11 protein-coding genes are annotated in these 12,458 nt (G+C 63.8%); 3 read left to right on the top strand and 8 right to left on the bottom strand.

The window, feature by feature from the left end:
- Positions 1–9: 9 nt before the first annotated feature.
- The gene (locus tag ACO06F_RS07365; protein WP_421696040.1) at positions 10–924 is read right to left on the bottom strand and encodes a fatty acid desaturase; all 915 of its coding nucleotides are present in this window, start codon (positions 922–924) and stop codon (positions 10–12) included.
- A gap of 105 nt (positions 925–1,029) precedes the next feature.
- Positions 1,030–2,007, bottom strand: a complete 978-nt coding sequence (locus ACO06F_RS07360) for an HpcH/HpaI aldolase/citrate lyase family protein (protein ID WP_421696039.1) — start codon at positions 2,005–2,007, stop codon at positions 1,030–1,032.
- Positions 2,008–2,160: 153 nt separating this feature from the next.
- Here ACO06F_RS07360 and ilvD point away from each other — a divergent pair, with 153 nt between their 5' ends.
- Together ilvD and ACO06F_RS07350 are read left to right on the top strand one after the other, a co-directional pair.
- The gene (gene ilvD / locus ACO06F_RS07355; RefSeq protein WP_421696038.1) at positions 2,161–4,002 is read left to right on the top strand and encodes a dihydroxy-acid dehydratase; all 1,842 of its coding nucleotides are present in this window, start codon (positions 2,161–2,163) and stop codon (positions 4,000–4,002) included.
- A 14-nt stretch (positions 4,003–4,016) separates the two neighbouring features.
- Positions 4,017–4,643: a carbonic anhydrase gene (locus ACO06F_RS07350; protein ID WP_421696641.1), complete on the top strand. Its 627-nt coding sequence runs from the start codon at positions 4,017–4,019 to the stop codon at positions 4,641–4,643.
- Between the two features lie 238 nt (positions 4,644–4,881).
- On the opposite strand, the gene ACO06F_RS07345 is transcribed toward ACO06F_RS07350, so the two are convergent.
- From ACO06F_RS07345 to ACO06F_RS07320, 6 genes are all read right to left on the bottom strand, one after another.
- Positions 4,882–5,802, bottom strand: a complete 921-nt coding sequence (locus tag ACO06F_RS07345; RefSeq protein ID WP_421696037.1) for a ring-cleaving dioxygenase — start codon at positions 5,800–5,802, stop codon at positions 4,882–4,884.
- A gap of 122 nt (positions 5,803–5,924) precedes the next feature.
- On the bottom strand, positions 5,925–7,163 hold the full coding sequence (gltS, locus tag ACO06F_RS07340) for a sodium/glutamate symporter (protein WP_421696036.1): 1,239 nt from the start codon (positions 7,161–7,163) through the stop codon (positions 5,925–5,927).
- A gap of 280 nt (positions 7,164–7,443) precedes the next feature.
- The gene (locus ACO06F_RS07335) at positions 7,444–7,689 is read right to left on the bottom strand and encodes a MoaD/ThiS family protein (protein ID WP_421696035.1); all 246 of its coding nucleotides are present in this window, start codon (positions 7,687–7,689) and stop codon (positions 7,444–7,446) included.
- Between the two features lie 2 nt (positions 7,690–7,691).
- Positions 7,692–10,022 (bottom strand): xanthine dehydrogenase family protein molybdopterin-binding subunit, encoded by a 2,331-nt coding sequence (locus ACO06F_RS07330; protein WP_421696034.1) that lies wholly within the window; start codon positions 10,020–10,022, stop codon positions 7,692–7,694.
- Between the two features lie 2 nt (positions 10,023–10,024).
- Positions 10,025–10,495: a (2Fe-2S)-binding protein gene (locus tag ACO06F_RS07325; RefSeq protein ID WP_421696033.1), complete on the bottom strand. Its 471-nt coding sequence runs from the start codon at positions 10,493–10,495 to the stop codon at positions 10,025–10,027.
- Between the two features lie 2 nt (positions 10,496–10,497).
- Complete coding sequence (locus ACO06F_RS07320) at positions 10,498–11,358, bottom strand: FAD binding domain-containing protein (protein WP_421696032.1); 861 nt, start codon at positions 11,356–11,358, stop codon at positions 10,498–10,500.
- A gap of 190 nt (positions 11,359–11,548) precedes the next feature.
- Here ACO06F_RS07320 and ACO06F_RS07315 point away from each other — a divergent pair, with 190 nt between their 5' ends.
- Positions 11,549–12,457 (top strand): phosphotransferase, encoded by a 909-nt coding sequence (locus ACO06F_RS07315; protein WP_421696031.1) that lies wholly within the window; start codon positions 11,549–11,551, stop codon positions 12,455–12,457.
- Position 12,458: the final 1 nt, after the last annotated feature.

The raw sequence follows: 12,458 nt of genomic DNA, 5'->3' as shown, positions 1-12,458 counted from the left end.
CTTAACGCATCAAAGCTTCCGGAGCCAGTTCATGTTGGGATAGGGGATCGGCTCCTTCGCCTTCAGGAAGAACCGCGCGAAGATCTCACTGTAGCCTTTCATCAGATAGCCGTTGTTGCGCGCGATCAGCGCCTCGCGCTCGGCGCGGTAATAGGCGGGGATCTTGTACCAGGCGAGTGCCGGCATGGTGTGGTGGGCGACGTGGAGATTGTTGTTGAGGAACAGGAGCGACCAGAAGGGAGAAGCCTCCACGATGATCGTCCTGTGTTCCACCTCTTCCGCCGCCTGATGCTCGCAATAGGAGCGCACCAGGGCGAGCGAGATGCCGGGATAGGCGATCAAAAGGTAATACTGCCAGAAGGGCATGCCGCAGAGATAGACCACATACCACAGCGTGATCGCGACTGAGGGCACGAACCATGCCCACGCCCTCAGCGTCTTGGCGTTGCCATGGGCGATGTCCCGGAACTCGGACGGCCAGAAGCGCAGGATGCTCACGGCGGGGCCGATCAGCATCCGGCCGGCGAGCGTATGATTGAACTCAAACAACGCGCGCTTGATCCCATGTACCTGAGCCCAGCTCTCGGGCAGCAGATAATAGGATTCAGGGTCAAGCCGCGGGTCCGTCAGGTTTGAATCATTGTGATGCTGCAGATGCGACTGCTTGTAGCGGAGGTAGGGGAGCCACAGCGTGGGGGTGACGAAGATCATCGCCTCATTCAGAAGCCGGTTGCCCGTGGGGTGGCCATGCAGCACCTCATGCTGGAGCGAGGCGTGAAGTGCTGCGCAGTAGGAACCCGCCGCAAGGATCAGCCACCAAGGCAGGCTTGCATGAAACCAGACGATCAGGCCGAGCACCAGGTAAACAGCGGCAATCAGCGCCACCGTCGGCCACTCAACCTCGCGGGAATATTCCTTCACCATGCCACGCTCTCAAGGCGCCCGCTCCCGGCGCACCGCTTCAACAGTGCAAAAGTGATACCATTGAAGCCTGGCGCGTGTCAGGTGGTGAAGTGGGCTTACCCCTCGTCAGTTGGCGGCAATCATCTCCGCCTTCTGCACCAGCACCTCTGCCTGGCGGATCGAGGCGTAATCAATGAGGCGCCCGTCAAGCGCCACGGCGCCCTTGCCCTGGGCCTCTGCCTCCTTCATTGCAGCGATGATGCGGCGCGCGCGGGCAACATCGCCGTCCGACGGGCTCATCACCTCATTGGCGAGCGTGATCTGGGACGGGTGGATCGCCCATTTCCCTTCACAACCCAGCACAGCTGCACGTTTTGCTTGCGCCCGGAAACCCTCCGCATCCGAGAAATTCCCGAAGGGTCCGTCAATCGGGCGCAGGCCATTGGCGCGCGCGGCCACCACCATGCGCGAGATGGCGTAGTGCCACATGTCGCCCCAGTGGGTGGCCCGCGTACCGTCTGCGAGCGCGTCAGTCAGCACCGCATAATCTGGGTGCGGGCCGCCGATCGAGGTGGTGCGCGCCTTGGTGGAGGCCGCATAATCCGCCACGCCGAAATGCAGCGACTCGTTCCGGCGCGAGGCGGCGGCGATCTCATGGATGTTCTGCATGCCGAGCGCGGTTTCGATGATGAGCTCGAAGCCCACCCGCTTCCTGCGGTTCCGGGCGGCCTCGATCTGCGTCACCATCATGTCAACCGCATAGACGTCCGCCGCGGTGCCGACCTTGGGGATCATGATGAGGTCCAGCCGGTCCGAGCAGTTCTCCAGCACGTCCACCACGTCCCGGTACATGTAATGCGTGTCGAGACCGTTGATCCGGACCGAGAGCTGTTTGCGGCCCCAGTCAATGTCACCAATGGCTGCGATGATGTTCCGCCGCGCCTGCTCCTTGTCATCCGGGGCGACGGCATCCTCCAGATCGAGGAACACCACGTCAGCGGCGGATTTGGCCGCCTTTTCGAACAGCTGGGGCTGGCTTCCGGGCACGGCGAGCTCGCTGCGGTTCAGCCGGGCCGGGGCCTGTTCGACGATCTTGAAGCTCATGGGGGCAATCCTTCCTGCAAATTCCGGTCAGGCTTTAGCCGCCCCGGCGGCACCCATGCAATTGGCCCAAAGAAGGCCCGTGAAGGCCGGGCTTGATTCTGCCACGGCGCTAGGGCAATCCGGGCGGGTCTCACCGTCCTGAGGTTCAGTTCCATGCCCCAATACCGCTCCCGCACCACCACACATGGCCGCAACATGGCCGGCGCCCGCGGCCTGTGGCGCGCCACGGGCATGAAGGATGAGGATTTCGGCAAGCCCATCATCGCCATTTGCAACTCCTTCACCCAGTTTGTGCCGGGCCATGTGCACCTGAAGGATTTGGGCCAGCTCGTCGCCCGTGAGGTTGAAAACGCTGGTGGCGTGGCGAAGGAATTCAACACCATCGCGGTGGATGACGGCATCGCCATGGGCCATGACGGCATGCTCTATTCGCTGCCCTCGCGCGAGATCATCGCCGACAGCGTGGAATACATGGTGAACGCCCATTGCGCCGATGCGATGGTGTGCATCTCCAACTGTGACAAGATCACCCCCGGCATGCTGATGGCGGCGCTGCGCCTCAATATCCCCTGCGTCTTCGTTTCGGGCGGGCCCATGGAAGCGGGCAAGGTGGTGCTCTCCGGCGTCACCAAGGCGCTGGACCTGGTCGACGCCATGGTTGCCGCCGCCGATGACAGCGTCTCCGATGAGGACGTGAAGGCGATCGAGCGCGCCGCATGCCCCACCTGCGGCTCCTGCTCCGGCATGTTCACGGCCAACTCGATGAACTGCCTCACCGAGGCCTTGGGCTTGTCCCTTCCCGGCAACGGCTCGACTCTTGCCACCCATTCGGACCGCAAGCGACTGTTCGTCGAGGCCGGCCATCTGGTGGTCGATCTGGCGCGGCGGCATTATGAGCAGGACGACGAGAGCGTTCTGCCGCGCACCATCGCCGGTTTCGGCGCTTTCGAGAATGCCATGACGCTCGATATCGCCATGGGCGGCTCGACCAACACCGTGCTGCACATTTTGGCCGCCGCCCATGAGGCGGAGCTGGACTTCACCATGAAGGATATCGACCGCCTGTCACGCCGGGTGCCCGTGCTCTCCAAGGTGGCGCCGGCAAAGTCCGACGTTCACATGGAAGACGTGCACCGCGCCGGCGGCATCATGGCCATACTGGGTGAGCTGGACCGTGGCGGCCTCATCAACCGCGATCTGCCCACCGTTCATGCCCGTACGCTGGGTGACGCGCTGGACCGCTGGGATATTGCCCGCACCAATTCCGAAGCGGTGCGCGAATTCTTCCGCGCAGCACCTGGCGGTGTTCCCACGCAGGTGGCCTTCAGCCAGTCCAGCCGCTGGGACGAGCTGGACCTCAACCGCCAGACGGGCGTCATCCGCGACGTTGAACATGCCTTCTCGAAGGATGGCGGGTTGGCCGTGCTCTACGGTAACCTCGCGGAAGACGGCTGCATCGTGAAGACGGCGGGCGTTGACGACTCGATCCTGAAATTCACCGGCAAGGCCAAGGTGTTCGAAAGCCAGGATTCCGCCGTGCACGGAATATTGAACCGCGGCGTGGAAGCAGGCGACGTCGTCGTCATCCGCTATGAAGGCCCGCGCGGCGGCCCCGGCATGCAGGAGATGCTCTATCCCACGAGCTACATCAAGTCCAAGGGCCTGGGCAAAGCCTGTGCGCTGATCACCGACGGGCGCTTCTCCGGCGGAACCTCCGGCCTCTCCATCGGCCACATGTCACCCGAGGCGGCCGAAGGCGGGCTGATCGCGCTTGTGGAGGAGGGCGACATGATCGAGATCGACATTCCCAACCGTTCAATCCACCTCGCCGTGCCGGACGCCGAAATCGCCCGCCGCCGCGAGGCGATGCTGGCCCGGGGCGACAAGGCATGGAAGCCCACGGAGCAGCGGAAGCGCAAGATCACCACGGCTCTGAAGGCCTATGCGGCGCTCACCACCTCTGCCTCCAGAGGTGCCGTCCGCGTGGTGGATTGAGCGAGCCCCGCGCCATGCTGCCGCCCATCCTGCTTGATGGCTATGCCAGCTTCCGCTCCGGCCGCTATGCCTCCGAGGCGGAGCGTTACATGCGGCTGGGCGAAGGATCGCAGAAGCCGCGGGTGATGATCATCGCCTGCTGCGACTCGCGGGCCGCGCCTGAGACGATTTTCGATGCGGGGCCAGGCGAAATGTTCGTGGTCCGCAATGTGGCCAATCTGGTGCCGCCCTATACGCCGGACGGCAGCCACCATTCGACCTCGGCCGCACTCGAATTCGCGGTGATGTCCATCGGTGTCCGGCATATCGTGGTGATGGGCCATGGCCGCTGCGGCGGCATCCGCGCCGCCGTGCAGGACGCACTGCCGCTGACGCATACGGACTTCATCGGCAGCTGGATGCGCGCCATCAAGGACGTGACCCGCATCGTGCCGCGCGAGGAGGGCTGCGACGAGGCACTCCACGAACGCCACATCGAGCGCGCCTCGATCGAGCATTCGCTCGCCAATCTGCGGACCTTCCCCTGGATCCGCATCAAGGAAAACAAGCGCGAGATCTCGCTCCACGGCGTGTGGTTCGACATCTCCATGGGCGAGCTTCACGCCTATGACGAGGATGAGGCGCAGTGGAGCGCGGTGTGAGCGAGCTGGGAAACCCCTAGTGCGATTTCCTATAACAAGAATTTAGTCCTTGACAGCGCGCGCTCCTTCGGCTATAAGGGGGCATCATCTGACAGGTTTACCTCATCGTCATGGCCGGGGTGGACCCGGCCATTTTCTATGGTGGCGGTGGAAAAAAGAATGCCCGGGCCAAGCCCGGGCATGACGAGTGTGGAGAGGGAGGAGCCCTGATATGCTGAGCTTGCTGCTGATGTTTTTCTTACAGCTTCTTCAGCCCCGCCTCGATCTGCGCGCGCCTTCCTTCGAGGAAGGGCGGCAGCGAGAGGGTGGTGCCCAGCTTGTCCATCGGCTCATCCGTCGCGAAGCCCGGAGCGTCCGTGGCGAGTTCGAAGAGAACGCCATTGGGCTCCCGGAAATAGAGGCTCTTGAACCAGAAGCGGTCGACAGGCCCCGAATTCGGAACCTTCATGGAGCGCAGGCGGTCCGCCCAGGCTTCATAATCCGCATACGGAATATTGAAGGCCACGTGATGAACGGAGCCCGCCCCCTGCTGGGCCGGCGGCAGCGTGGGATCAACCGTCACATGCAGCTCTCCCACGGCACCCGGTGCGCCCATCTTGTAGACATGTGTGCCGGCGAAGCTTCCGGTGGGCACCATGTTCATCAGCTTGGTGAGCAGAACATCCGTATGGCGGAGGTCCGGAACGCTCATGGTGATGGGGCCGAGGCCGCGGATCTGATGCTCCGCCGGAACTGGGCTCTGGTCCCACGGATGCGCCTCGCCTTCGCTGTCCGCGACCAATGCCAGGCGCTGGCCTTCGGGATCCTCGAAGTTCAGAGTCAGGCGGCCCGCCTGCTCCGCGATCTTCTCATGCGCAATTCCTTCAGCCGCAAGGCGCTTCTGCCACCAGTTGAGGCTCTCCTCGCCTGCCACGCGGAAGCCCGTGCGGGTGACCGAATGCGTGCCACGGCGTTCGCGCCCTACGGGCCAATCGAAAAAGGTGATGTCCGTTCCGGGCGAGCCCGCGCCATCGGCGTAGAACAGGTGATAGGCGGACGTATCGTCCTGGTTGACCGTCTTCTTGACCAGGCGCAGGCCCAGGTTCTTGGTATAGAAATGATGGTTCCCCGGCGCATCGGCGGTGACGGCGGTGAGGTGGTGGAAGCCCTTGAGGTTCATCGGCTTGGTCCAGCACGCCAGATCGTGGCGGTATTCGGTTGGGGAGCGGATGCTCCGGCGACCCGCATATCGGGCTTTCTGGGGCGGAATTCAATAGTAATAAAAGCCGTTACGATTTGAGATCACCCGCCGGGTACCAGCGCGAAGCCAGGAAGAGCAAGAAAGGCTTTGGCCACAAAGGCGTTGGCGAGATCCACAAAGAAGGAGCCTGCCATGGTGATCAGCAGGAAGGCCTTGGGCGAGGGCCCGTAGCGGCGGCCAACTTCATCCATGGTGGCCATGGCAACCGGCATGGAGGCGAGGCCGAAGCCCAGGAAACCACCGGCCGTCACGGCCGCGTCATAATCCCGCCCCAGCAGCCGGAACAGCACGAAATAGGCGATTAGCACCGTCACCATCACCTGGATCGCCACATTCAACATCAGTGGCACGAGGATGGCGGCAACAGAGATGAGCGGCGTTGACATCAGCGCGATCACCAGAAAGAGCTGGAGGGCCAGTGCGCCGCCCTGTTCGATGGGGGCAAAGTCGAGCGTGCGGCCCAGCGCATCCGCGCTATTGGTGATGATTACGCCGGCAATCATGGCGGAGAGGAAGCCAGGCAGCAGCAACCCCGCCTGAGCCGCGAAGACATTGAGCTTTTCGCCCAGCATGACAGCCAGTGCGATCAGGAAGACAGTGGACAGCAAGCTCTCCGTCCGCCCGCCCTCCGCAGGCTTCGCTTCCAGCTTGGGAGAAGGGGGCGCGAAACTCAATTCCGTCGGGCCGCCGCTTTTGCTGTGCAGCTTGTGGCGCTGCACGATCCACCCGGTGACGGGCCCTGACACCAGCGCGCCCGCAATAGTGGCGAGTGTCGCAGCGCCAATGGCGACGACTTGGGCATGCATCAGCCCTTGGGATTGCAACTCACGCGCCCAGGCCATGGCGGTGCCGGGCCCGCCGACGAAAGAGAGCGAGCCTGCGAGAATGCCATAGGCAGGGTGCGCCCCCCACGCCCAGGCCAGCATCGCGCCAGACGCGTTCTGCACCGCGAGCACCAGCACAGTGACCGCACAGAGGATGATGAGCGGAATTCCCCCACTCCGCAGCGCGGAAAGCTTGGCGGAGAGGCCAATCGAGGTGAAAAACACCAGCAGCAGCGCATCACGCGTGCGCTGGCCAAACGCTATGTCAATGTGGGCGGTAAGCTGCAGCAGCAGAACGGCCACCGCGACGAGCATCGCCCCCACCACGGCATTCGGCATGTCCAGGCGGCGCAGCAAAGGCACGGATTGGCGCAGCCACCGCCCGGCAAAAAGCGCCACCAGCCCCACCAGAAGTGTGGCGAGCTCGCCCAGCTCAATCCGCTGCATCACGTCCATGCCGTTCCCCCCAAACTGGACGGAAATGCTAGAGCAGGGCACGCAAAAGTGGAAACCTCTTTTACGACTACATCTTGCTCAAGCACATGATCTGGCGCGGGTGAGAGCACCGGGCGGTCAGGTGAAATCCTGCTCCCTCCGCGTGTCATCCCAGTGCAGGCTAGGATCCCGCTTTGCTTGCCCCGCATGCTGACACATAGCGGGATGCCAGCTTGCGCTGGCATGACGGTGTGCGTTGGGAGCTGATCTCACGTGACCGCCCGGGGCTCTAAGTATGGATTCAGCCGCCCTGTATCCGGGGCAGGAGATAGATTTCCGCTCCCTCCGGCAGTTCCGTCTGCCAGCTGTCCCGGTAGATGCGGCCGTTGATCGAGACGGCGACGCCGCGGGCAATGTGAGGGGCCATGCCGGGGTAGGCTTCCTCGATCTTCCGGAACAGCTCCCGGATGGTCGAGGCCTCAACGTGAATGACGGACGCTCCGTCCGCTGCCGGACGGAGCGCCCCCCAAAGGTGTATCTCGGCCAAACTCAGGCCTTGTTGGCCGCCTCGAGCGCCTTGAGGACGCGCGGGGGCGACATGGGAACATGCGTCATCCGGACGCCGAAGGCGTTCGACATGGCGTTGGCGATGGCGGCGAGCGGCGGAACGATCGAGGTTTCGCCAACGCCGCGCACGCCATAGGGGTGGTTGGGGTTGGGGATCTCGAGGATCTGCGTGTCGATCATCGGCAGGTCGGAGCACACCGGGATGCGGTAGTCGAGGAAGCCCGGATTCTGGAGCCGCCCATCCTTGCCGTAGATGTATTCCTCGTTCAGCGCCCAGCCGATGCCCTGTGCGGCACCGCCCTGATACTGGCCTTCGACATAGGTCGGGTGCACGGCCTTGCCGGCATCCTGGATGACCGTGTAGCGCACGATCTTGGAGCGGCCGGTTTCAGGATCGACCTCGACGTCAGCGATGTGGGTGGCGAAAGAAACGCCCGCACCATCGGCGACGATCTCGGAGTGGCCCGCAATGGGGCCGCCGGTGTTGCCGGCAGACGCTGCGATCTCCTTGATGGAGAGCGGTGCCAGATTGCCGTACTGCTTGCCGACCGCCTTGGCGTGGCCCGCTTCCCAGACGACGTCTTCCACCGGAATTTCCCACAGCTTGGCGGCGCGCTCACGCAGCACGGTGACTGCGTTGCGGGCGGCGAAGATGCCGGCCATGGAGGAGGAGAAAGTGCCGCGGCTGCCGTCCGTCATGTCATTGTGGCCGAGCGTGCCGGTATCCGCCACGAGGCACTTCACATGCTCGTAGGGAATGCCCAGCTCTTCCGCCACGCAGAGGGCGAGAGAGGCGCGCGATCCGCCCACGTCCACCGTGCCGACGGTGAGCGTGACCGAGCCGTCCGGGCTCACATTGATGTCCGTGCAGGTCTGGCCGCCGAAGTTGAACCAGAAGCCGCAGGCCATGCCGCGGCCCTGGTTCTTGCCCAGGGGCGCCTTCATGTGCGGATGCTTCTTGGCGGCTTCCAGCGTGGGCCCGATGCCGATCGGGCCATAGACCGGGCCGTAGGAGGACTTGGTACCCTGCTTCGCGGCATTCTTGATGCGGAAGTCCACTTCATTCATGCCGATCTTGTGGGCGAGCTCGTCAATGACGCTCTCGACCGCGAAGGCCGCCATGGGAGCGGACGGTGCACGGTAAGCCGCCGTCTTCGGGCGGTTCACGAACACCTCATAGCCCACGGTGCGGACGTTCTTCAGATCGTAGCAGGCGAAGGCCGTCATCGCGCCAAGCTCGGCCCACATGCCGTAGTACGGGCCGTTGGAGAAGCGCAGCGTGGCATCAGCGGCAACGATGGTGCCGTCCTTCTTGGCGCCGATGCGGACGTCAATCGAGGTGGCGGAGGTGGGGCCGCTCGCGCGGAACACTTCATCGCGCGTCATGGTGAGCTTCACCGGACGGTTGGCCTTGCGCGAAAGCGCCAGCGCCACCGGCTCCGCCCACACATGCGTCTTGCCGCCGAAGCCGCCGCCGATTTCGGACGAGGTGACGCGCAGCTTGGAGACATCCATGCCGAGCAGCATGGCGCAGTGATTGCGGTAGACGAAGTGGCCTTGCGTGCAGACCCAGAGTTCGCCCGTGCCATCAGGCGAAACGCTCGCCACGCAGGCATGAGGCTCGATATAGCCCTGGTGCGTCTGCTCCGTCTTGAAGCTGCGTTCGACGATGACGTCGGCGTCCTTGAAGCCGGCCTCGACATCGCCATGGCCGAACTCGCTGCGCTTGGCGATGTTCGAAGCCTTCTTCGGCTTGGGCTCAACCCCTTCGGTGAAGATCTTGGGGTTCAGCACGGGCGCTGAGGGCTTCACCGCCTCATCGACGTCCGTCACGTGGGGAAGAACTTCATACTCGACCTTGATGAGCTTCAAGGCCTGGCGGGCGATGGCCGCATCAACTGCGGCGACGGCTGCAACCGCATGGCCGTCATACATGGCCTTGCCGCGCGCCATGCAGTTTTCCAGGATGTCATACATCGACTGGTCGCCATTGGTGTTGTCGGGAAGATCGGCCGAGGTGATGACGGCCTTGACGCCCGCGAGCTTCTCAGCCTTCGAGGTGTCGATCTTCTTGATCCGGGCGTGCGCATGGGGGCTGCGCAGAACGAGGCCAATGAGCTGGCCCGGCATGTTGAAGTCCGCGCCATAGCGCGCGCGGCCCGTGACCTTGTCCAGCCCATCGGGGCGGAGCGGGCGGGTGCCGACGGACTTGAAGTCCGTCTTGGTGAGAACTGGATCGTGAACCACTGTGGGGGTCACATGCTTGGGCGCATCCTCGAAGGGATGGGCGGTCGAGCTTTCGGAAGCAGTCATGGTCAAGCCCTCATTACTTTGGCGGCGTCCTGGACGGCGCGCACGATCTTGTCATAACCGGTGCAGCGGCAGAGATTGCCCGCGAGACCGAAACGGATTTCTTCTTCGGACGGATCCGGGTTCTTTTCCAGAAGCGCCTTGGCGGCCATCAGGAAGCCCGGTGTGCACACGCCGCACTGGAGTGCCGCGTGCTCGAGGAACTTGGTCTGCAGCGGGTGAAGCTCTGGCCCCTGGGCCAAGCCTTCCACGGTTTCGAGGTCACGGCCTTCGGCCTCAACGCCCAGAACCAGGCAGGAGCAGACGACGCGGCCATCAACCTGAATCGAACAGGCGCCGCAGTCGCCCGTGCCGCAGCCTTCCTTGGCGCCGGTGAGGCCCAGCCGATTTCGCAGCACGTCCAGCAGCGATTCATTGGGCTCGCAGGCGAATTCGACGGGATCGCCGTTGATGGTGGTGGAAACGAGAACGGCCATTGTTATTTTCCTCCTGCGCGGCTGTACGCGATCTTCGCGGCGCGCTTTGCCAGAACGGCGGCAACCTTGGTGCGGAACTCCACAGTGCCGCGCTTGTCATCAATGGGGCTGCAGGCAGCAGATGCCGCCTGGCCCAGCTTTTCCAGCGCGGCTTCATCGAGCTTGGTGCCGATGATGGCCTTGGCGGCAGCCGTAACCAGCAGCACTGTGGGCGCAACGGCACCCAGCGACACGCGCGCCGCGGTGACGACGCCCTTGGCATCGATCGTCAGGTTCACGCCGGCGCTCACCACCGCGATATCCATCTCGGTGCGCGGGATGAAGCGCAGATAGGCATCACCCGAACGGGGCTTCCGCGCCGGAAGCACGATCGATTCGATGAGCTCGCCCTTCTTTAGCGCATTGCGGCCGGGGCTGACGGGGACCTGTTCCACGGGAAGCATGCGCTTGCCCTTGGGCCCCTGGATCACGGCCTTGGCGCCGGCCGCCACAAGGGCGGGCACGCTGTCAGCGGCGGGTGAGGAATTGCACAGATTGCCGGCCACGGTGCAACGGCTCTGCACCTGCTTGGAGCCGATGAGGCCTGCGGCCTCGACGACGCCCGGCCAGGCCTTCACCAGGGCCTTGTTCTCGTTCATCTCGGCGCAGGAGACTGCAGCACCGATCACGAAGCCCGTGGCGGACTTCTTGATTTCGCGCATCGGCTTGATGCGTTTGATGTCGACCACGAGATCCGGTTCGACGAAACCGCCCTTCATGCGCACAAGAAGGTCAGACCCTCCCGCGAGCACATAGGCACTCCCCTTTGCCTTGGCGAGCAGGCCAACTGCCGCCTTGGTCGTTTCTGGTGCTTCATATTGCATGTCACGTCACCTGTTTGGAATTTCGCTGGGCATTTTGGGCCAGCCGGGGCCCCAAGGTCAACCACCGTGGCGTGTCTCCCCGCATGTTGCGGGCGCACAGGCGCCGGAGAGTGCTCCGCGGCGGCGTTGACTTGGGGGCGCGCGGCGGTGGATTGTCGCGGGCGGCATGGGGAAACGCTGGGAAAAAGCGATGAACGGGGCGGAAATCGATCAGATTGGCGGGGCGGCGGAAGCAAGGGTTAGGGCCTTGCCCATATGGCAGGGGCCTATCACCCTCACGCCGCTCAAAGGCGGTGTGAGCAACGCGAGCTTCAAGGTGAGCGATTCGGCGGGCGCCTATGTCGCACGCGTGGGCGGCGATTATCCCTTCCACCAGGTGTCACGCGCGCGTGAGGCGATTGCTTCGCGCGCCGCCTTCGAGGCCGGGCTTTCGCCCGAAATGGTCTTTGCCGGGGACGGGCTGATGGTGCTCCGCCACATCAACGCCCGCACCTATGCGGAAGCCGATGTGAGGGCCAATGCCGGGGCTTGCGTCGATATTCTGAAGCGCTGCCACCGGGACATGGGGGCACGCATCACGGGGCAGGGCGCAATCTTCTGGGTGTTCCAGATCCTGCGGGACTATGGCCATACGCTGAACGCCCATGGCCACCGCCACGCGGGGGATGTTCCGCGCTGGCTGGAGATCGTTGACCGGCTCGAAGCCGCGCAGCTGCCGCTTCCCATCGTCTTTGGTCACCACGACATTCTGCCCACCAATTTCATGGATGACGGACAGAGGCTCTGGCTCATCGACTGGGAATATGGCGCCTTCGGCACGGCCATGTTCGACCTGGCCTCGATTGCCGCAAACAATTCCTTCGATGCGGCAGGCGAGACGCTGATCCTCGAGCGCTATTTCGACCGCGCGCCAGAGGAAGCGCTGTGGCGCGCCTTTCATGCCATGAAGGCCGCAAGCGCGCTGCGCGAGGCCGTGTGGGGCATGATTTCGGAACTCTTCCTCGCCGCGCCGGGCGTGGACTATGTGGTCTATGCAAAAGAATATCTGGGCCGCTTCGAAGCGGTCTATGCCGATTATCGCATGCGTTATGGAGCCTGAC

The sequence above is a fragment of the Aestuariivirga sp. genome, from assembly GCF_965227715.1.
In the GTDB taxonomy this organism is placed as follows: domain Bacteria; phylum Pseudomonadota; class Alphaproteobacteria; order Rhizobiales; family Aestuariivirgaceae; genus Aestuariivirga.
This window is presented reverse-complemented; position numbering and strand designations above follow the sequence as displayed.

Bases quoted from the DNA above. Each gene is read 5' to 3' on its own strand.
- gltS (WP_421696036.1), bottom strand. From the start codon at position 7,163: ATGGACGTGATGCAGCGGATTGAGCTGGGCGAGCTCGCCACACTTCTG.
- ACO06F_RS07320 (WP_421696032.1), bottom strand. From the start codon at position 11,358: ATGCAATATGAAGCACCAGAAACGACCAAGGCGGCAGTTGGCCTGCTC.
- ACO06F_RS07345 (WP_421696037.1), bottom strand. From the start codon at position 5,802: ATGAACCTCAAGGGCTTCCACCACCTCACCGCCGTCACCGCCGATGCG.
- ACO06F_RS07325 (WP_421696033.1), bottom strand. From the start codon at position 10,495: ATGGCCGTTCTCGTTTCCACCACCATCAACGGCGATCCCGTCGAATTC.
- ACO06F_RS07315 (WP_421696031.1), top strand. From the start codon at position 11,549: ATGAACGGGGCGGAAATCGATCAGATTGGCGGGGCGGCGGAAGCAAGG.
- ACO06F_RS07350 (WP_421696641.1), top strand. From the start codon at position 4,017: ATGCTGCCGCCCATCCTGCTTGATGGCTATGCCAGCTTCCGCTCCGGC.
- ilvD (WP_421696038.1), top strand. From the start codon at position 2,161: ATGCCCCAATACCGCTCCCGCACCACCACACATGGCCGCAACATGGCC.
- ACO06F_RS07360 (WP_421696039.1), bottom strand. From the start codon at position 2,007: ATGAGCTTCAAGATCGTCGAACAGGCCCCGGCCCGGCTGAACCGCAGC.
- ACO06F_RS07365 (WP_421696040.1), bottom strand. From the start codon at position 924: ATGGTGAAGGAATATTCCCGCGAGGTTGAGTGGCCGACGGTGGCGCTG.
- ACO06F_RS07330 (WP_421696034.1), bottom strand. From the start codon at position 10,022: ATGACTGCTTCCGAAAGCTCGACCGCCCATCCCTTCGAGGATGCGCCC.